Genomic DNA, 19062 nt, shown 5'->3' on the forward strand with positions numbered 1-19062 from the left:
GCGTGGCGAAGGCCATGGGGTTGGTGCCGTACACCGCCGAACGGCCGCCGTGCGGCACCACGCAGGCGAAGCTGTTGACGACCGACAGCGCCACCAGTCCGTCGCGGGCGAACGGCTCCACATCCGGCCACAGCGCGCTGAAATGATGGGAGTTGCGGATCGCCAGCAGGGCCATGCCGCCGGCCCGCACCATCTCCATCAGCCGCGGGCGCGCCGCCAGCAGGGCGGGCTGGGCGAAACCGTTGGCGGCGTCCACCCGCAGGAAGGCGGGGCCGGTCTCCTCCACCCTGGGCACCGCCTTGCCGTCCGCCCAGCCGCTCTTCAGCGAGCCGACGTAGCCGGGGATCCGGAACACGCCGTGGCTGAAGGAACCGTCGCGCTCGCAGCCTGCGCAGTTCTCGGCAAGGATCCGGGCAACCGTGTCCGAGCAGCCATGGCGCTCGAAGATGCGCGCCAGCAGGGCAACCAGTTCGGCGTGGGGGATCAGGCTTTCGCCGGTCGGGAGGGGATCGGTCATGGCTCGGCACCGTCGATCGGTTGGAAGAGGCTGCGGAAGCGCTCGGCCCGAAAGGGGGCGAGCGGCACGGAGGCCGGCCGTCCGGCGGCGATCCCGGCGACCAGTTCGCCGGTAACGGCGGCCAGCGTCAGGCCCAGATGCTGGTGCCCGAAGGCGGCGATGACCCGCGGCGCCCCGGCCAGCCGGCCGATGATCGGCCGGTAGTCGGGCAGGGTCGGCCGCTCCCCCGACCAGCGGTCGGTTTCCCGCGGCGCGCAGCCGCGGAACAGGGCGCGCGCATGCCGCATCAGCACATCGGCCCGCGACGGCGTGGGCCGCGCCGCGCCCAACTCGACCGTGCCGGCGAAGCGCAGGCCGGTGCTCATCGGCGTCGCGACGAACCCGCGCTCCATGAAGGTGACCGACAGGTCGAGGGCGGGGCCGCCCTGCATCATGACGTGGTATCCCCGCTCGCCGGTGATGGGCACCGGCGAACCGAGGGCGCGCAGCAGCCTTCCGCCGGCGGCGCCGGCCGCCACCACCACCTGATCGGCCTCCAACGGACCGGCGCCGCTCTGCAGACGCGGCCGGCCGTCCGCCCCCTGGCCGACCGTATGAACCTCCGTCCTGAGGAGGACACCGCCGCGGGCGCGGAAGCGCTCGACCAGCGCCTGGACCAGGGCGAAGGGATCGGAGGTGGCCAGCATGCCGGGGTAGAAGCGCCCGCCGGCCACCGCCACGCCCAGATCCGGCAGGCGGGCGTACACCGCCTCGGCCGGCCAATGCTCGCACGCCACGCCGTGCTCGGCGAGCAGGCGCTCCTCCTGGCGGGCGGCCCGGTCGGCGGCCCCGGTCTCGAAGACGTAGAGGGCGCCGGGAGCGAGGAACAGGTGCCCGAGCCCCTCCCGTTCGATCAGCCGGTCCAGCGCCGGCCGCGCCTGGGCCAGGAGCGGCGCCAGACCGGCCAGCCCCTCGGCAACGGCCGAGGGCCGCGCCGCCCAGGCGAAGCGCAGCAGCCAAGGCAGCTGGCCCGGCAGCCCCGACGGCGCAATGCGCAGCGGCGCATCCCGGCTGAGCAGCATGCGCGGCACCTGACGGATGACCGACGGGCGGGACAGGGGCAGGATATGGTCGTCGGCGATCAGCCCGGCGTTGCCGTAGGAGCAGCCCCGCCCCGGCTCGTCGCGCTCGACCAGCGTGGTGGCGAAGCCGGCGCTTTGCAGCGCCAGGGCGCTGGCGGCGCCGACGACGCCGCCGCCGATGACAAGGATGCGCTCGGGCATGGAAGATGGCTCCGGCCGGTCGGATTCTGGGGGGACAGGGTCAGGCGGTCTGGGCGGGTACGAGGATGGCGTCCTCCGGGGCGATCCGCAGGACCGCCGTCTCGCCGCGCGCCGGCAGCCGCAGGCCATGGCTTCGCTCCAGGCAGGAGAAGACCCCCTCCGCGGTCTCGATGGCGAGCTGGACGTCGGCACCGACATGCACCGCCTCGACCACCGTGCCCGCCAGCAGACCGGGCGCTGACGTCGCGGCATCGCCCGGCCCACGGGTCAGCCGCTCCGGACGCACGCAGACGTCCATCGAGTCGGAGGCGGGGAGCGAGCCCGGCGGCAGCGCCAGCGTGGTCCCCCGGCGCGACCGGCCGATATCGGCCCTTCCCCCGCGTTCGATCAGGGTCACGCCGTCGATCCAGTTGGCGCGGCCGAGGAAGCCGGCGACGAAGCGGTTGGCAGGGCGCTCGTACAAGTCCGCAGGGATCCCTTCCTGCTCGACCCGGCCGCCGTTCAGCACGGCGATGCGGTCGGCGAAGGACATGGCCTCCTCCTGGTCGTGGGTGACCAGGATCACCGTCGCGTGGACAGCGTCCAGAATCTCCTTCAGCTCGCGGCGCAGGGTCTGGCGCAGCAGGGCATCGAGGGCAGAGAGCGGCTCGTCCAGCAGCACCACGTCGGGCTGGGTTGCGAGCGCGCGGGCCAGGGCGACGCGCTGCTGCTGCCCGCCGCTCAGTTCGCCGGGCCAGCGGCCGGCCAGGTGCTCCATGCGCACCAGGCCCAGCATCTCGGCGACGCGCGCCTTGCGTTCGGCCTTCGGCCAGCCGCGCCGCACCAGACCGTAGGCGACGTTCTGCTCCACCGTCATGTGCGGAAAGAGGGCGTATTGCTGGAACAGCAGGCCGACGCTGCGCTCGTAGGGCTGCAGGTCGGCGGCGTCCCGCCCGGCCAGCCGCACCGATCCGGACGTCGGCGCCTCGAAGCCGGCGATCATGCGCAGCAGCGTGGTCTTGCCGCAGCCCGACGGCCCGAGCAGGGCGACCGTCTCGCCCCGGCGCACGGTCAGCGAGACGTTCCGCGTGGCGACGAAGCCGCCGAACCGCTTGACGACATCGACCAGCTCGACGGCGGGCGGGGACGCGGGCGATGCGGCGGGAGCGATATCGGACTTAAGCGCGGCCATGGGGATTCCCAAAGAGGGTCGAGAGTCCGAGCGTGCGTTCCAGGACAAGAACGCCGGCCAGGACGATGACGGTGAAAAGCGTCGAGGCGGCGGCGATGGACAGGTCGAAATTCGCGCGCATCGAACTCATCAGCGCGACCGGCAGGGTGAAGGTGTCGGGCGTGCTGAGGAACATGGCCACCGCCACGTCGTCCATGGACACGACGAAGCTGAAGATGGCGCCGACGATGATCCCGCTGCGGGCGAGCGGCAGGGTCACCGTGCGGAAGGCCTCGGCCGGGGTGGCGCCGAGGCTGAGGGCGGCCTCCTCGTAGACCGCCTTCACCGATCCGACGCTGAGGATGCTGGCGCGGATCGCGTAGGGCACGGTGATGATGAGGTGACCGCAGACCAGCCGGACCAGGCCGCTGCCGACGTCGAGCATCGACAACAACAACAGCAGCCCGAAGCCCAGCACCACCGGCGGCACGATCAGCGGCGACAGCAGGAAGGACAGCACCCCCTCCTTGCCGCCGAAGCGTGAGCGCTGGAACATGATGGCGGTGGCGATGCCGACGGCGGTGGAGATCGCCGTGACGATGACGGCGACGGTCAGGCTGGTCTTGAGGCCGGCCAGCAGATAGGCGTCGGACAGGAACCGCTCGTACCATTGCAACGACAGGTCGGGCGGCGGCAGCGGGGCAAGGAAGGTGCGGCTGTCGAAGGACAGCACCGCCGTCATCACGAAGGGCGCGACCAGGAAGGCCAGCACCAGGACGATCACCGGAACGAGGGCCGCGGCTCCCAGCCGGTCGAGAACGAAGCGCGTGCGCATCAGTGGATCCTCGCCCTGGTCCAGCGCCGCACCAGGGCCGACAGCCCGGCCACCACCGCCAGCGAGATGGCCAGGGTGGCGAGGGCGATGGCCGCGCCGCTGGGGTAGTTCGCGATCTCGCTGAAGCGGGTGTAGACGAGGCTGGACACGAAATTGACGCGGCCCCGGCCGAGGATCATCGGGATGACGAAGGCCGAGATCGAGAAGGTCATCGACAGCAGGAAGGCGGCCAGCAGGCCGCGGGCGCTGAGCGGCAGGGTGACGGTGGCGTGCGCCATGGTGCGCGAGGCGCCGAGCGACATCGCCGATTCCATCAACCGCGGGTCAATGGCGCGGATGACCGGAATGAGCGTGAGCACGCTCAGCGGGATGATGTAGTGCAGAAGCCCCGCCCCGACGCAGACCTCGATGTAGTCGCGCCCGTTGGGCGAGACGCCGAGCGCCAGCAGCAGCGGTCGCAGCGGCCCGACCGAGCCCAACATCAGTTCCAGCGCGTAGGTCCGCACCAGAACGCCCAGGAACATCAGCAGGATGAACAGGACCAGCAGGTACCGGGTCAGGTTGGCCCGCAGGCTGCGCGCGCACAGGAAGGCCAGGGGAAGGGCGAGCGCCACGCCGGCCAGCGAGGCCAGGACGCCGATGCGGAAGGTCGTCAGCAGCGTGTCGACGAAGGCGCCGCTCGACAGCGCCAGATAGTTTTCGGCCGTCAGCGCGGCCCCCGGCCTCGAACCGACATAGCCTGGTTCGAAGGTCCGGATGCTTTCCATCCCGAGCACGGCGAGCGGCAGCACGAACAGTGCGGCGTAGATCGCCGATACGGGGATGGACAGGGCAGTCGAACGCGTCCACCTGGGCACCGGCCCGTTCCCTCCTGGTTTGTGCGCCACACGGCGGAACCCGCGGATGGCAATCCCGCCCGCTGGCCCATCTGCGGGGTCCGGCCGCCGCTCCGGCGATCAGAGCAGCGGGGCGATCTCGTCCTCCCAGCGCTTCGCCCAGGCGTCCTGCTGGCCCAGCACCACGCTGAAGTCGGGAATGTAGACGAACTTCTCCATCTCTTCAGCGGTGAAGGCCAGATGCTTCAGCTTCTCCGGCACCTTGGTCTTCACGTTCAGCGGCGCTTCGCCGGCGATCTCGGCGTAGAGCGCGCTCATCTCCGGGCTGATGCAGTGGTTGACGAAACGCAGGGTCTCGGCGGTGTTCGGACGGTTCTTCAGGACGGCGAAGCCGCTCTGGTACAGGAAGGCCGGCACGCCCGCCTGCTTGGTCAGGGCGGCCACCGGGAAGTTCTTGGCGACGCCCGACCAGCCCGGCTCGGCGAAGCAGCCGACCGACGTCTCGCCGCTGGACAGCGAATTGACGAACTCGGTGTCGGTGTTGGCGACGCGGCCGATGTTGCCGGACTTCGCCAGCTCCTTCATGACCTTCCAGCCGGGCTCCATGTTGCGCTCGTTGCCGCCGTTGCGCAGGGCGAGCGCCACGATCTGCAGCATCATGCACTGGGTCGGGCCCGGCCAGCAGATCGCTCCCTTCAGCTTCGGCGAGAACAGGTCGTCCAGCGAGGCCAACTGAATAGGGCTGGTGTCCTTGCGGTAGCCGAAATAGATGCCGCCGACGGCGCGGGGCACGGCGACCCAGCCGCCGGTGGCGTTCTTCATGATGACCTTGGACGGGATGTCGGCGAGGTTGGGAACCTTGTCCACCGACACGGTCTCCAGCCAGTCCTCCTGCATCATCGTCTGGAAGGAGCCTTCCCAGCCGGCGATGTAGTCGAAGGCCGGCTTCGGCCAGGAGGCCTTGACGTTCGGCAGGATCGAAGCGGCGCCGCCCTGGAACAACGTCCAGTTGACGGTGGCGGCGGACTGCTTGGCGGCGATGGCCTTCATCGCGTTGACCACGTCGCCGCCCCACTCGACCGCGGACAGGGTGGCGGAGGCCGCGAAGGCCTGCGACGCGAGGCCGCCGGCACCAAGGGCGAAGGCCGAAGCCACGGCGGTGTTGGCCAGGAAAGCGCGCCGGTTCATCGTCGTCAGCATCATGAAGCTCCTGTCGCGGTTTTATGGTTTTGCGGCTCGCCGGGAGGGAGCCCGGCGGCGGGTCATACGGCCGGCGCCTGAAGGCGTCGTCCGTATCACCCTTTCGATCAATGCCATGGCATTGATCTGTCGGGTTTTACCGGCGGCGCTCACTGGACGTGTTCATGCGCCGCCGGTATCAGATCACCGGCAGCACGGGTTCGGAGGCGACCGTCAGGTACTCGAAGCCGTCCTCGGTCACGACGATCGAATCCTCGATCTGCACCCCCCACTGGTCGGTGATGTAGATGGCGGGCTCCACCGACAGCGTCATGCCGGCGGCCAGCGGCGTGTCGTCGCCTTCCTTGAGGTCGGGCGCCTCGGCAATGTCGAGCCCGACGCCGCGGCCCAGCCGGTGCTCGATGTGCTCGCCGTAGCCCGCCTCGTGGATCATCTCGCGCACGATGCGGTCGAGATGGCTGGCCGGCACGCCCGGACGCACCTCGGCCAGCGCCGTCTGCTGGGCCTTGTAGAGCAGGTCGTATACGCGGTGCATCTCGTCGGTGGCGCTGCCCAGCGCGAAGTTGCGCGAGAAGCCGACGCGGTAGCCCTTGAACTGGTTGGTCATGCAGAAGCACATGGCGACCATGTCGCCGCGCTTCAGCCGGTTGGGCGATCCGCGGCCGTGCGAGATGGACGAGCGCATGCCCGACTGGATCAGCTGCACGCCATCGGTCAGCGGCGAATGGTTGACGTCCTCGGGGCCGAACAGGCTGGCGGCCATCTCGGTCGCCGCCATGCGGGCAGCCTGGGCCACCTCGTACTCGCGGATGCCCGGCTTGGCGACGTTGAGCGAGGCGTTCCAGCCGGCCACCGCGACCTTGCCCGACTTCTTCAGCAGGTCGATCTCGTAAGCCGACTTCACCATGCGCAGATCGCTCAGGATGTGCGAGGAATCGACCAGCCTGGCTCCCGGAGCGATCTCCTGGATCTGGCGGAACTCCTTCAGCGGGAGGGTGCCCTCCTCGATGCCGATGACGGCCTTGGACAGCCCCTTCTCGGCGATGACGTCCTTCAGGAGATCATAAGGGTTTTGGTGGTGTCCGGCCTCCGGAAACTCGGTGTAGTAGCGGACATCATCCATCCAGCTCGTCTTTTCGGCGTATTCGTGCTCGTTCTTGGACACCATGAAGCAGCAGTCGCCGTCCGCCGGCACCAGCACCGACTGCAGACGAATTGCGATGAACTCCCAAAACCCGGAGACGTACCAGACGTTTGTCGGAGATGTAACGAGGAGCGCATCAAGACCTTTTTCCTTCAGCCGTTGCTGAATGCGGGAGGCGCGCCGGGTGAACTCAGTCTTCCTGTCCAGGACCATTCCGAACCACCATCCTTGGATCGTGCGCAGATGCCCTGAAGTCTCAGGGAGCGCCATTTTGAATATTTCCTCCGCTTGAGGATACGCAGTCCACGCTGAGTCATAAAACGAATTTGCTTGACGAAGACCCATAAATATCGCTGATGCTTCGGACGATGAACCCCGAACCTGCCCTCCTGCAGACCTTCATCGAGACCGTCGAAAGCGGCAGCTTCACCAGCGCCGCCCGTCGGGTGCACCGGACCCAGGCCGCCATCAGCATGCAGATCAAGCGGCTGGAGGAGGCGCTGGACTGCCAGCTCTTCGACCGTTCATCGCGCAAGGTGAAGCTGACCCCCGAAGGAGAGCTGTTCTACGATCACGCACGGCGTATCCTGCGTGCTTACCGCGACGCGCTGGCCGCTTTCGGGGACCGCAAGATCGAGGGCGAGGTGGCGATCGGCCTGCCCGACGATTTCGCGGCGACCTACCTGCCGACGCTGATCCGTCGCTGCCTCCAGGTTTTTCCCCATTTGCGCCTGCACGTGGTCTGCGAGCCATCCAAGCGCCTGCTGACACAGATCGCCGACGGCACGCTGGACATCGCCATCGTGACCGAGGGCGAGGTTCAATCGACCGGCATCGTTCTGGGCCGTGAGGCCCCGGTCTGGGCCTGCTCGCAGCATTCGGACGTCCACACCCAATGGCCGGTGCCCATCGCCATTTTTCACAGCGGCGACGTGTTCCGCCGCCACGCGATCGAACGGCTGGAACGGCTTGGCCGGCGCGGCCGGATCGTGATGACCAGCCCCAACTTCGCGGGCGTTCGCGCCGCCGTCCTGTCGGAAATGGCGGTGGCGGTGCTGTTCAAGCGCAATGTTGATACGAACTGGCGGATCCTGGCGGAACAGGATGGCTTCCCGCCCTTGCCGGAGCTGAGCACGCTGCTGATCAGGGGCAACCGTCAGGATGCCTTCTTCATCGACCACATCATTCAGTTCATCAGCGAAGCGTGGCGGTGATGGCCGGCATCGTTGGAACTTGATCTATTCGGTGCTGAGACGGACGGCTCGTCGCTGTTGGCGCACATGTGAAGCGGGGGATTCACATGATGCAGATCTCAGATCTCGCCCTGGCGCTGGTGCCGGTCGGCCTTCAGGCGACGGCCGTTATGATCGATCAGGATCGCATCGTCGTCACCGCCCGAACGATTGGAACGGTGGCAACCTGTCCGACCTGCGGAACGGGATCGGACCACGTACACAGCCGCTATTGGCGCACCATCGCCGACCTGTCTTGGCAAGGGCGCCAGATCGTTCTGCAGCTTCAGGTTCGTCGCTTCCGCTGCCGGCACCGCGGATCGCGCATCTTTGCCGAGCGCCTGCCCGAGATTGCCCGCAATGGGCGGCGAGCGGGACGGCTGGCGTTGTCTCAGGCCCAAATCGGCTTGGTGTTGGGCGGCGAAGCAGGCGCCCGGTTGGCGTCGAAGCTAGCCAAGCCGGTGAGCGGCGATACTGTCCTGCGCCTCATCCGCAAACGAGGTGCATCCGGAGAGGCAGCTTGTGAAAGGCGAACAGCGTGCCTGAGGCGAGGGAGAAGTCCTTGCGGCATCGATGGCGGCGCCATCGCGGCGCGCCATTCGGCCGGCGGCAGTCATACACCGCATCACAGGCGCAGGTCGGACACACCGGGCGCCCGTTCGTTTCCGGCCAGCGGGTCGCCGCAAAGACCGTCTCAGCTTCCGTGTCCGACAAGCGCAGCACGGTCGCCAGCGACAGCGTGCGCGCCGCGGCGGTGAGGAGGAAGTGCTGGCCTTTGGGACCGCGGGACCTGGCGATCTCCAACACGGTGACCGCCTGAATCTAACCCGGCCACGACTCCGCTGTGAATCGCCAAGCTCATGCTTTGCGCTCACCCCGCCAGATCACCCGTCCAGCCGTGGTGGCGGCTGCTACATAAGTCCGCGCATGTGTGCCGATATTGCGCGGAACGCTCGCTGCGGAAGCCAAGTTGACAGTATCGGCGGGGATGGCCGGCCGCAGCGACGCCCCCCTTACCGGGCCGTGGGTATCTTCGTTGGTGGTGCCGGCGATACAGGATCTGCCCGGTCGGGTTGTGCCCGGAAAACGAAGCGATCGACAACGACGGCCGGTTCGCCCCCGCCACGCCGGACCAAATCACCGACGGTGTCTGCATGGTCGATGGTGTTTATGTGGATGGAGTCGGAAACCGCGATCCGGTTGTCACCTGTGGCGTGAATGGTATGGCGCTCAACGATCGAAGCGCCGTCGATCGCCAGATCGCGGAGGAGAAGATGTCGCTCCACGGCCCGGGCGACAGCGGCTTCGCGAATGCCGGCATCGCCAACGGCCCCAGGAGCGACGCGCCGCATCCGCGAATTCCGGAGGCCGTCATGCAGAGAGCACGAAGAGGAGCCGATCATGGCTGAACAGGCCCGCTCGAAAAGCGCTTCCGCCATTCTGGGGGGCATGAAGACCCTTCTGCCCGATGTCGAGGCGCTCTACAAGGACATCCACGCCCATCCCGAGCTGTCGATGCAGGAGACGCGAACGGCGGGCATCGCCGCCGACAGGCTCACGCAAGCCGGCTACGAGGTTACAGCCGGGGTCGGCAAGACGGGGGTGGTCGGGCTGCTTCGCAACGGCAAGGGACCGACGGTGATGCTGCGCGCCGATATGGATGCGCTGCCCATCGCTGAGAACACCGGCCTTGCCTACGCCAGCAAGGTCACCGCGACGGACCCTGAAGGGAACACGGTTCCGGTGGGCCATATGTGTGGCCACGACATGCATGTTGCCTGGCTGGTCGGCGCGGCGACGCTGCTGTCGCGGACGCGCGACGCCTGGAAGGGCACGCTGATGGCCGTGTTCCAGCCGGGCGAGGAAATCGCGCAGGGCGCCCAGGCGATGATCGATGACGGTTTGCTTGACCGCTTTCCCGTGCCTGACGTTGTGCTTGGCCAGCACGTCATGGTCGGTCCCGCCGGCAGCGTTGCCGGAAGCGCCGGACCGATCACCTCCGCGGCAGACAGTCTGCAAATTCGCCTGTTCGGGCGCGGCGCCCATGGTTCGATGCCGCAAGCCAGCATCGATCCCGTCGTTATGGCGGCGTCCGTGGTCCTGCGGCTTCAGACCATCGTGTCCCGCGAGGTCGCCGCGACCGACGCGGCCGTGGTCACGGTCGGCGTGTTGCAGGCAGGCACGAAGGAGAACGTCATTCCCGACGACGCCATCATCAAGCTCAATGTGCGAACGTTCGACGCCGGCGTGCGGAAGCATGTGCTTGCTGCGATCGAGCGGATCGTCAATGGGGAGGCCGAAGCCGCCGGCGCGCCACGCAAGCCGGAGATCACGCCGCTCGATCGCTACCCGCTCAACGTGAACGACGAAGCCGCCAGCAACCGTATTGCCGAGGCATTCCGCGGCTACTTTTCTCCCGACCGGGTGAAGCACACGGGTCCCGCCCCAGCGAGCGAGGATTTTGGGTGCTTTGGCACCGCGTGGCAGGTGCCCTCGGTGTTCTGGTTCGTGGGCGGCAATGACCCCAAAACATACGCCAAGGCCAAGGCCGCGGGGAAGCTGAACGAACTGCCGGTCAATCATAGCCCCCAGTTTGCGCCGATCCTGCATCCCACCCTGGAGACAGGGATCGAAGCGTTGGTCGTCGGCGCGCTGGCATGGCTTGGAACAACCTGACGGTGTTTGAACGGCGGGTGTAGCGGGAAAAATGACTGCAGTATGCTCACCGTCGCCTCGGTTGTTCAGCTTTCCTGAAGTCGCTTCGCGCTTGCGTTTCGACGTGTCGGTCTTCCCGGATGGAACCGCAGGATCGTCATGGAAACCTTCGTGCACGTTCTCGACCTGATCGGGACCTTCGTGTTTGCCATCAGTGGGGCGGTGGCTGCCGTCAACCGGCGCCTCGACATTTTCGGCACTCTCGTCCTGTCGTTCGTTGCCGGAAATTTTGGCGGGATCGCCCGAGATCTGGTGATCGGCGCGGTCCCGCCGGCCGCGTTGACCGACGGGCGATACTTGCTGGTTTCCGTCCTGGCCGGGCTCATCACCTTCTTCTGGTATGCCGGCGTCGATAGGCTGCGCAGCCCCGTACTCCTGTTCGACGCGGCGGGGCTGTCGCTCTTCGCCGTCGCTGGTGCGCAGAAGGCACTTGGATTCGGACTTAACCCGGTGATGGCCGCCCTTCTTGGCATGTTGACCGGCATCGGAGGCGGAATGGCGCGCGATGTTCTTCTCGCGGAAATCCCCCAGGTTCTGCGTTCGGACCTGTATGCCGTAGCCGCCTTGACCGGCGCATCCGTCGTCGTGATTGGCAAGATGCTCGATCTTTCTTACGGCATCTCCGCTCTGGCCGGAGCGGCCTTGTGCTTCGGCCTTCGCTTCATGGCGATCCGACACCGCTGGAATTTGCCTGTTGCCCGTCTTTCGGCGCTGCCGCGCGCCGAGAACGGCTCGGAAGATGAGAAAACGCGCTGATTCAAAGCTACGAGCGCGCCACGCGGCGACCAGCGCATCGGCTGGTTGGCCGCCGTGCGCCGGTGCAGCGGGCGCCCCGTTCTTCCTCGCGGTCCTCGGCACTCGACAAGTGGGGCTGGCGCCCCACCCTGACTGTCTGGAGGGGCGCCGGCCCCGTGCTCACGTCCGAAAGGTCCCGCCCATGGGCAACGACCAATCCGGTGGATCGCCACGCCGCGGCGATCCGAAGAGCCTGGACCAGCTCTGCATCGACACCATCCGCACGCTGTCCATGGACGCGGTGGAGCAGGCGAAATCCGGCCATCCCGGCACGCCCATGGGCATGGCGCCGGTGGTCCACACGATCTGGCAGCGGTTCCTGCGCTATGATCCCGACGACCCGGCCTGGCCAAACCGGGACCGCTTCGTGCTGTCGGTCGGGCACGCGTCGATGCTGCTCTACTCCATGCTCCATCTGGCCGGTGTCAAGGCGGCCGATGCGGAGCACGAGCGCGCCGGCACGCCCGCGGTCACGCTGGACGACATCCGGCACTTCCGCCAACTCGGCAGCAAATGCCCGGGGCATCCCGAGCACCACCTCACCACCGGCGTCGAGGCGACCACAGGGCCGCTCGGCCAGGGCTGCGGCAACAGCGTCGGCATGGCCATAGCCGGCCGCTGGCTGGCGGCGCGCTTCAACCGGCCAGGCTTCCCGCTCTTCGACCACGACGTCTACACGCTGTGCGGCGACGGCGACATGATGGAGGGCGTGGCGAGCGAGGCGGCGTCGCTCGCCGGCCATTTGAAGCTCGCCAACCTCTGTTGGATCTACGACAGCAACCGGATCTCCATCGAGGGCTCGACGGACCTCACCTTCGACGAGGACGTGGCCGCCCGCTTCCGTGCCTACGGGTGGAACGTGCTGCGGGTGGAGGACGCCAACGACACGGCGGCCCTGGCCCAGGCGCTCGACCGCTTCCGCGCCACCACGGACCGTCCGACGCTGGTTGTGGTCCGCAGCCACATCGGCTATGGCGCCCCGCACAAGCAGGACACCAAGGACGCGCACGGCGAGCCGCTGGGCGAGGAGGAGGTGCGGCTCGCCAAACGGACCTACGGCTGGCCGGAGGATGCGCATTTCCTCGTCCCCGACGGCGTGTACGAGCATGTCCAACGGGGAGTCGGCGACCGCGGCCGGCGGCTGCGCGCGGACTGGTCCGCGCTGTTCGAGCGCTACCGCGCCGCCCACCCCGACCTCGCCGACGGTGTGGAGCGCATGCAGCGGCGCGCGGCGCCGTCGGGCTGGGATGTCGGCCTGCCGACCTTTCCGGCCGATCCGAAGGGGCTGGCGACGCGGGAAGCGTCCGGCACGGTGCTGAACGCCATCGCCGCCAAGCATCCGTGGCTCATCGGTGGCGCCGCCGATCTGGCACCGTCCACCAAGACGCGCCTGACCTTTGACGGCGCCGGCGATCTTGAACCGGCGGACCCCGGTGGCCGCAACCTGCATTTCGGCGTGCGGGAGCACGCCATGGGCGCCGTGGTGAACGGGCTGGCGCTGTCGAAGCTCCGCGCGTTCGGCGCTGGCTTCCTGATCTTCAGCGATTACATGAAGCCGCCGCTGCGCTTGTCGGCGCTGATGGAACTGCCCTGCATCTGGATCTTCACCCACGATTCCATCGGCCTGGGCGAGGATGGGCCGACTCACCAGCCGGTCGAACAGCTCATCGGCCTGCGGTCGATCCCCGGCCTGATCGTGCTTCGCCCGGCCGACGCCAACGAGGTGGTGGAGGCGTGGCGCGTCATCATCGGCCTGGGCGACCGCCCGGTGTGCCTCGCCCTGACCCGACAGGCCGTGCCCACCCTCGACCGGACCCGCTGCGCGCCCGCCGCCGGGCTGGCGCGCGGCGCCTACGTGCTTGCCGACCCGCCGGACGGGCAGGCGCCGGAGGTGATCCTGGTCGCGACCGGCAGCGAGGTCTCCCTGTGCGTCCAGGCCTTCGAACGGCTCGCGGCGGAGGGCATCGCCGCCCGCGTCGTCAGCATGCCCTCGTGGGAACTGTTCGAGGAGCAGGGCGAGGCCTACCGCGAGGCCGTGCTGCCGCCCGCGGTGACGGCGCGGGTGTCGGTCGAGCAAGGCTCGGTCATCGGATGGGACCGCTACGTCGGCATGACCGGCGCCAAGATCGGCATGCATACGTTCGGCGCATCGGCGCCGCTGAAGAACCTGCTGACGAAGTTCGGCTTCACGGTGGACGCTGTCCTCGCCGCCACCAGGGAGCAGATCGCGAAACGCCGCTGAGCCGGAGGAGAGTTGCGGATGCAGATCGGAATCGTCGGGCTCGGCCGCATGGGGGCCAACATCGCGCGCCGCCTGATGCGGGCGGGCCACCGCTGCGTGGTCTACGACCGCAGCGACGACGCGGTCCGGGAAGTGGTGGCGGACGGCGCGGTGGCCGCCTTTGGCCTGGGCGACCTCGTCGCCAAGCTGGACCCGCCGCGCGCTGTCTGGGTGATGCTGCCGGCCGGCGGCGTGACGGAAGCGGCGGTTTCCGAGCTCGCCGGCCACATGGAGCCGGACGACATCGTCATCGACGGCGGCAACAGCTTCTGGAAGGACGACGTGCGCCGCGCGGCGGCGCTGGCGCGGACGGGGCTGCACTACGTCGATGTTGGGACCTCGGGCGGCGTCTGGGGGCTGGAGCGCGGCTACTGCATGATGATCGGCGGCGAGAAGCCGGTGGTCGACCGGCTCGACCCGATCTTCGCCGCGCTGGCGCCGGGTGCCGGCGACGTGCCGCGGACGCCGAACCGGAACGGGCGCGACCCGCGGGCCGAGCGCGGCTACCTTCACACCGGGCCGAACGGCAGCGGGCATTTCGTGAAGATGATCCACAACGGGATCGAGTACGGCCTGATGCAGGCCTACGCCGAAGGCTTCGACATTCTGAAGAACGCCGGCGGCGACGCCCTGCCCGCCGGGCACCGGTTCGACCTCGACCTCGCGGACATCGCCGAGGTGTGGCGGCGCGGCAGCGTCATCACCTCCTGGCTGCTCGACCTCACGGCGGCGGCGCTGGCCGGAAGTCCGGCACTCGAGGAATATTCGGGCCACGTGGAGGACTCCGGCGAGGGGCGCTGGACGCTGATCGCCGCCATCGAGGAGGCGGTGCCGGCCGAGGTGCTGTCCGCGGCGCTCCACGCCCGCTTCCGCTCGCGCCAGAGCCACACCTTCGCCGAGAAGATCCTGTCCGCCATGCGCAAGGGCTTCGGCGGCCATGTCGAGCCCCCTGCGGGGCCGGAGCGGCCATCAGGGGAGCGGGCGTCATGAGGGCGCAGCCCTGCCTCGGCCCGGCCACGACGGTGGCGGACGCCGCGCCGGCCCCGCCCTGCACCATCGTGATCTTCGGCGCCGCCGGCGACCTCGCCAGGCGGCTGCTGATTCCGGCGCTCTACAATCTCGCAGCCCGCGGCCTGCTGTCCGACCGTCTGGGGATCGTCGGGGTGTCGCGCAACGTCATGCCGGACGAGGCGTTCCGCGACACTGTCCGGGCCGCCCTGCGGAACTTCGCGACGGACGCGGTGGAGCCGGATGTTGCCGAGGCGCTGCTCGGTCGCCTTTTCCACGTCGCGGGCGACTTCGCCGATCCCGAGACCTATCGGCGGCTCACCGACCGGCTGGCGGACGTGGCCGGGCGGTTCGGAACGGACGGCAACGTCCTGTTCTATCTCGCCACCCCACCGGCCGCCTTCGCCCCCATCGTCCGCAACCTCGGCGCGTCCGGCCTCACGCGCGAGAAGGGCGGCGTGTGGCGGCGCGTCGTCGTCGAGAAGCCGTTCGGGACCGACCTCGCCTCGGCGCGGAGCCTGAACGCCGAGCTTCAGACCGTGCTCGACGAGCATCAGATCTACCGGATCGACCACTATCTCGGGAAGGAGACGGTCCAGAACATCATGGTGGCCCGGTTCGCCAACGGCCTGTTCGAGCCGCTATGGAACCGCAACCACGTCGACCACGTCCAGATCACCGTGGGGGAGACCGTCTCGGTGGAGCGCCGAGGCCGCTTCTACGACGCCACCGGCGCGCTGCGCGACATGGTGCCGAACCATCTCTTCCAGCTCCTCGCCCTGACGGCGATGGAACCGCCGACCTGCTTCGACGCCGACGCCGTGCACACCGAGAAGGCGAAGGTGTTCGACGCCATCCACCGCTTCACGCCCGAGGAGGTGGCCACAAACGTCGTCCGCGCCCAATACGGCGCCGGTACGGTGACGGGCAAGCCGGTGGCGGCCTATCGCGAGTCGCTGGACGTGGCGGCGGACAGCCGGACGGAGACCTTCGTCGCCATGCGCCTGCTGATCGACAACTGGCGCTGGGCCGGCGTGCCGTTCTACCTGCGCACCGGCAAATCGCTGGCGGCGCGCCGGACCGAGATCGCCGTCGGGTTCAAGCAGGCCCCGTACCCCCTCTTCCGCAACACGCCGGTCGAGCGTCTGGCGGACAACGTCCTGGTGATCGGCGTGCAGCCGGACGAGGCCATTACGCTGCAGTTCAACGCCAAGGTCCCCGGCCCGCGCCTGCGCATCGACGGCGTGCGCATGGTCATGGAGTACAAGGACTATTTTCGCGCCGCGCCGAGCACCGGCTACGAGACGCTGATCTACGACGGCATGGCGGGCGACCAGACGCAGTTCCAGCGCGCCGACTACGTCGAAGCGGGCTGGGCGGTGGTGCAGCCGATCCTCGATGCGTGGCGCGCCCGATCGGGGGACGGGCTCGCCGCCTACCCCGCCGGCAGCCAAGGGCCGCGGGAGGCCGACGACCTGCTCGCCCGTGACGGCCGCCGTTGGCGACCGGTCTCGTGATGGGCACGGGCGCCTTCACCGTTCTTCCCGACGCGGAGGCCCTGGCCCAGGCCGCCGCGCAGTGGCTGACCGAGCGGGTCCTGGAGCGGCCGGACGGGGCCGTCGCCGTTGCCCTCTCCGGCGGCTCGACGCCGCGCCAGCTCTATGAGCGGCTCGCCGCCTCCCCGTTCCGCGACCGCTTCCCCTGGGCACGGGTACACTGGTTTTGGGGCGACGAACGCTTCGTCCCGCCGGACGACCCGCGAAGCAACCAGCGCATGGCGCGCGCGGCCATGCTGTCCAGGGTTCCCGTGCCGGACGCCAACATCCACCCAATCCCGACCGTCGGGATCGACCCGCGAGAGGCGGCGCGGGCGTATCAGCGCGACCTCATGGCGTTCTACGGTGCAGCGCGCCTCGATCCCGCCCGACCGCTCTTCGATGTGACGTTGCTCGGCCTCGGTTCGGACGGCCACACGGCGTCCCTGTTCCCCGGCACTCCCGCCCTCGACGAGCGTGACGACTGGGCCGCCGCCGTCCTCGGCGTCCAGCCGGAGGCGCGGATCACCCTGACCTTCCCGGCCCTGGAGAGCAGCCGCCACGTCGCCGTCCTGGTCACCGGGGAGGATAAGAGCGCCATCCTGGCGCGGGTCCGGCGCGGCGACACAGCCCTACCCGCCGCGCGGCTGCGCCCGGCCGGCACCCTGACGGTCTTTGCGGACGCCGCGGCGGCCGTCGCCCCCGTGCACGCGAAGCGGCGCGCCGCTCGTGCCGCGGTCGAGATGGTTGAGGACGGGATGGTGCTCGGGCTGGGGAGCGGTTCGACGGCGGAACTCGCCCTGGAGGCGTTGGCGGAGCGGATCGCCCGCGGCCTGCGCGTCCAAGGCATTCCAACCTCGGAGCGCACGGCCGCGCAAGCGCGGCGGCTCGGCATCCCGCTGACTGATTTCGCTGCCCAAACGCGCATTGACCTGACCATCGACGGGGCCGACGAGGTGGAACGCGGGACCCTCACCCTCATCAAGGGGCATGGCGGCGCCCTGTTGCGTGAGAAGATCGTCGCCAGCGCCAGCCGTCGGCTGGTCGTGATCGTCGATGAAGGCAAGATGGTTGAGCGGCTCGGCCGCCGCACCGCCCTGCCCGTCGAGATCGTTCCGTTCGGTGCCGAGGCGACGATGCAGCGTCTCCAGGACGCCGGCGCGAACCCCGTCCTGCGACTGGCGGGCGGTGCACCGTTCGTCTCCGACGGCGGCCACCACATCGTCGACTGCGGCGTCGGGGAGATCCGCGATCCGGCCGCGCTCCACGCCCGCCTGCGCGCCATCGTCGGCGTCGTCGAAACCGGCCTGTTCATTGGCCTCGCGTCCAGCGTGGTGGTGGGAACGGCCAGCGGTGTCGAGGTCATCCCCCAGAACAAGTAGCCGAGGGGCAACAAGGAGACCGTCACAAATTGCGAGCGCTCGTTCGCTTGGCTGTCTCGCTTCAGGACGACCGCAGACATGCTTTTGCTATGGCGTTCCCCGCAGCGACCGTGGTGTGCAGCCGAAGCGCGCCTTGAACATGCGCGCAAAGGATGACTGGTCGTGGAACCCCCAGCGTGCGGCGATCTCCAGCACCGACGCGTGCCGGTTCGTCCTCAGGCTGCGGTGACACTCGTCCAGGCGCCGGTCGCGGACGTACCCCGCGAAGGTCTGCCCCGCCTCCCCAAGGATCTGGTAGAGATAGCTGCGCGACATGCGCAGGGCTTGGCTGGCTGTCTCGGGGGACAGCGTCGGGTCGGCCAGATGCGCGTCGATATGCGCGAGAATGCGTTGCAGGGCCCCACGGTGCCCGGCCCGCTTCTCCGCCCCCGGCTCGTCGGGGCTGCGGTTGACCGCGCGGGCGATCAGAGCGGAGAGCTGGTCGGCCGCCATGTCCTGCATGTCCGACAACTCCCTCGGGTCGATGGACTCCAGCGCCTGCATGTAGAGCGACGCGATGCGCCCGCTGCCACAGTCGCCGCGCAGAACAGAGGTGGCGGGCCGCCCCAGCGATCCCATGCGCGGGCGCAGCGTATGCTCCGGCAACGTCACGCAGAAGATCCGGAAGCGTGAGCCGAACGTGACCGTGAAGGCCGAGGCGGTGTCGAGAAGATAGATGTCGCCGGGGCGCACGGAGGTGGTTTCACCGAACTGCTCAACCGTGACCTCGCCGTCCAGCACGAGATTGGCGAAGAACGAAACCGCGTTCTGCCCGTGAACGCCCCGGCGGGTGAGGTGGACGGGGTGCGCGTCGGCCTCGACCACCGAAGCATGCAGCGAGCGCAGCGCAACGCTGTCGATCCGGCCCTCGAAGGATCCCTGTTCCCCCTCCGGCTGGAGCGGCACGAACGCGTTGCAGATGGCTTCCCGCCAATAGGCGAACTGCTCGTCGCTGTGAACGTCCTGGGTGGTCCATGTGGCGCGCATGTTTCCTCTCACCTGCCATCTTATGCGGCATTTCGTCGCATCAGATCATGGCCGGCTGTGCTTCGGCAACACCAAAGCGGCGGTACGCCCGCGCGCCCTTCGGACGGCCCGCACAATTTCCGTGGACCGGGCGCACAATGCGAC

General features: G+C 68.7%; 17 protein-coding genes and 1 pseudogene. 9 read left to right on the forward strand and 9 right to left on the reverse strand.

Annotation, left to right across the window (positions count from 1 at the left end; translation table 11 throughout):
• The 7 genes from ACRWK7_RS00630 to ACRWK7_RS00660 form a co-directional block, all read right to left on the reverse strand.
• A partial coding sequence (locus ACRWK7_RS00630) for an Ldh family oxidoreductase (RefSeq protein WP_431854227.1) occupies positions 1–517 on the reverse strand: 517 nt, incomplete at its 3' end.
• A complete protein-coding gene (locus tag ACRWK7_RS00635) occupies positions 514–1779 on the reverse strand; it encodes an NAD(P)/FAD-dependent oxidoreductase (RefSeq protein WP_431854228.1) in 1266 nt (421 codons plus the stop codon). The genes ACRWK7_RS00630 and ACRWK7_RS00635, both read right to left, overlap by 4 nt.
• A gap of 40 nt (positions 1780–1819) precedes the next feature.
• Entirely contained in the window at positions 1820–2950 is a 1131-nt protein-coding gene (locus tag ACRWK7_RS00640) for an ABC transporter ATP-binding protein (protein ID WP_431854229.1), read from the reverse strand.
• Positions 2937–3764 (reverse strand): ABC transporter permease, encoded by an 828-nt coding sequence (locus tag ACRWK7_RS00645; RefSeq protein WP_431854230.1) that lies wholly within the window; start codon positions 3762–3764, stop codon positions 2937–2939. Before ACRWK7_RS00645 ends, ACRWK7_RS00640 begins: the two co-directional genes overlap by 14 nt.
• Positions 3764–4621 (reverse strand): ABC transporter permease, encoded by an 858-nt coding sequence (locus tag ACRWK7_RS00650; RefSeq protein ID WP_431854231.1) that lies wholly within the window; start codon positions 4619–4621, stop codon positions 3764–3766. The genes ACRWK7_RS00645 and ACRWK7_RS00650 overlap by 1 nt, the downstream gene beginning before the upstream one ends.
• A gap of 99 nt (positions 4622–4720) precedes the next feature.
• Positions 4721–5803: an ABC transporter substrate-binding protein gene (locus ACRWK7_RS00655; RefSeq protein WP_431854232.1), complete on the reverse strand. Its 1083-nt coding sequence runs from the start codon at positions 5801–5803 to the stop codon at positions 4721–4723.
• A 175-nt stretch (positions 5804–5978) separates the two neighbouring features.
• Positions 5979–7157 carry a M24 family metallopeptidase gene (locus ACRWK7_RS00660; RefSeq protein ID WP_431854233.1) on the reverse strand — a complete coding sequence of 393 codons (1179 nt, stop codon included), beginning with the start codon at positions 7155–7157 and terminating at the stop codon, positions 5979–5981.
• A gap of 155 nt (positions 7158–7312) precedes the next feature.
• Here ACRWK7_RS00660 and ACRWK7_RS00665 point away from each other — a divergent pair, with 155 nt between their 5' ends.
• Positions 7313–8158 (forward strand): LysR family transcriptional regulator, encoded by an 846-nt coding sequence (locus ACRWK7_RS00665; RefSeq protein WP_431854234.1) that lies wholly within the window; start codon positions 7313–7315, stop codon positions 8156–8158.
• A 149-nt stretch (positions 8159–8307) separates the two neighbouring features.
• Positions 8308–8430 (forward strand): annotated as a pseudogene (locus ACRWK7_RS00670) (transposase family protein); the annotation flags it as partial.
• Between the two features lie 232 nt (positions 8431–8662).
• On the opposite strand, the gene ACRWK7_RS00675 reads toward ACRWK7_RS00670, so the two are convergent.
• Positions 8663–8983 carry a transposase gene (locus tag ACRWK7_RS00675; protein WP_431854235.1) on the reverse strand — a complete coding sequence of 107 codons (321 nt, stop codon included), beginning with the start codon at positions 8981–8983 and terminating at the stop codon, positions 8663–8665.
• Between the two features lie 266 nt (positions 8984–9249).
• On the opposite strand from ACRWK7_RS00675, the gene ACRWK7_RS00680 reads away from it, so the two are divergent.
• The 7 genes from ACRWK7_RS00680 to rpiA all read left to right on the forward strand — a co-directional run bounded on the left by ACRWK7_RS00680 (position 9250) and on the right by rpiA (position 17892).
• Positions 9250–9585 carry a hypothetical protein gene (locus ACRWK7_RS00680; protein ID WP_431854236.1) on the forward strand — a complete coding sequence of 112 codons (336 nt, stop codon included), beginning with the start codon at positions 9250–9252 and terminating at the stop codon, positions 9583–9585.
• Entirely contained in the window at positions 9578–10852 is a 1275-nt protein-coding gene (locus ACRWK7_RS00685; RefSeq protein WP_431854237.1) for a M20 family metallopeptidase, read from the forward strand. Before ACRWK7_RS00680 ends, ACRWK7_RS00685 begins: the two co-directional genes overlap by 8 nt.
• Positions 10853–10990: 138 nt before the next feature.
• Positions 10991–11647 (forward strand): trimeric intracellular cation channel family protein, encoded by a 657-nt coding sequence (locus ACRWK7_RS00690; protein ID WP_431854238.1) that lies wholly within the window; start codon positions 10991–10993, stop codon positions 11645–11647.
• 181 nt (positions 11648–11828) lie between these two features.
• Positions 11829–13928: a transketolase gene (gene tkt / locus ACRWK7_RS00695; protein ID WP_431854239.1), complete on the forward strand. Its 2100-nt coding sequence runs from the start codon at positions 11829–11831 to the stop codon at positions 13926–13928.
• An 18-nt stretch (positions 13929–13946) separates the two neighbouring features.
• Positions 13947–14957: a phosphogluconate dehydrogenase (NAD(+)-dependent, decarboxylating) gene (gene gnd, locus ACRWK7_RS00700; RefSeq protein ID WP_431854240.1), complete on the forward strand. Its 1011-nt coding sequence runs from the start codon at positions 13947–13949 to the stop codon at positions 14955–14957.
• Positions 14954–16492, forward strand: coding sequence for a glucose-6-phosphate dehydrogenase (zwf, locus tag ACRWK7_RS00705; RefSeq protein ID WP_431854241.1), 1539 nt, complete (start codon positions 14954–14956; stop codon positions 16490–16492). The genes gnd and zwf overlap by 4 nt, the downstream gene beginning before the upstream one ends.
• On the forward strand, positions 16474–17892 hold the full coding sequence (gene rpiA, locus ACRWK7_RS00710) for a ribose-5-phosphate isomerase RpiA (protein WP_431854242.1): 1419 nt from the start codon (positions 16474–16476) through the stop codon (positions 17890–17892). Before zwf ends, rpiA begins: the two co-directional genes overlap by 19 nt.
• Before the next feature lie 87 nt (positions 17893–17979).
• On the opposite strand, the gene ACRWK7_RS00715 is transcribed toward rpiA, so the two are convergent.
• Positions 17980–18918 carry a helix-turn-helix domain-containing protein gene (locus ACRWK7_RS00715; protein ID WP_431854243.1) on the reverse strand — a complete coding sequence of 313 codons (939 nt, stop codon included), beginning with the start codon at positions 18916–18918 and terminating at the stop codon, positions 17980–17982.
• Positions 18919–19062: the final 144 nt, after the last annotated feature.

The sequence above is a fragment of the Azospirillum sp. genome (assembly GCF_050789165.1).

Excerpts from the sequence above, each read along its gene's own strand:
- ACRWK7_RS00635 (WP_431854228.1), bottom strand. The coding sequence starts at position 1,779 with ATGCCCGAGCGCATCCTTGTCATCGGCGGCGGCGTCGTCGGCGCCGCC.
- ACRWK7_RS00640 (WP_431854229.1), bottom strand. The coding sequence starts at position 2,950 with ATGGCCGCGCTTAAGTCCGATATCGCTCCCGCCGCATCGCCCGCGTCC.
- ACRWK7_RS00645 (WP_431854230.1), bottom strand. The coding sequence starts at position 3,764 with ATGCGCACGCGCTTCGTTCTCGACCGGCTGGGAGCCGCGGCCCTCGTT.
- ACRWK7_RS00655 (WP_431854232.1), bottom strand. The coding sequence starts at position 5,803 with ATGATGCTGACGACGATGAACCGGCGCGCTTTCCTGGCCAACACCGCC.
- ACRWK7_RS00660 (WP_431854233.1), bottom strand. The coding sequence starts at position 7,157 with ATGGTCCTGGACAGGAAGACTGAGTTCACCCGGCGCGCCTCCCGCATT.
- ACRWK7_RS00665 (WP_431854234.1), top strand. The coding sequence starts at position 7,313 with ATGAACCCCGAACCTGCCCTCCTGCAGACCTTCATCGAGACCGTCGAA.
- ACRWK7_RS00685 (WP_431854237.1), top strand. The coding sequence starts at position 9,578 with ATGGCTGAACAGGCCCGCTCGAAAAGCGCTTCCGCCATTCTGGGGGGC.
- ACRWK7_RS00690 (WP_431854238.1), top strand. The coding sequence starts at position 10,991 with ATGGAAACCTTCGTGCACGTTCTCGACCTGATCGGGACCTTCGTGTTT.
- tkt (WP_431854239.1), top strand. The coding sequence starts at position 11,829 with ATGGGCAACGACCAATCCGGTGGATCGCCACGCCGCGGCGATCCGAAG.
- gnd (WP_431854240.1), top strand. The coding sequence starts at position 13,947 with ATGCAGATCGGAATCGTCGGGCTCGGCCGCATGGGGGCCAACATCGCG.
- zwf (WP_431854241.1), top strand. The coding sequence starts at position 14,954 with ATGAGGGCGCAGCCCTGCCTCGGCCCGGCCACGACGGTGGCGGACGCC.
- ACRWK7_RS00715 (WP_431854243.1), bottom strand. The coding sequence starts at position 18,918 with ATGCGCGCCACATGGACCACCCAGGACGTTCACAGCGACGAGCAGTTC.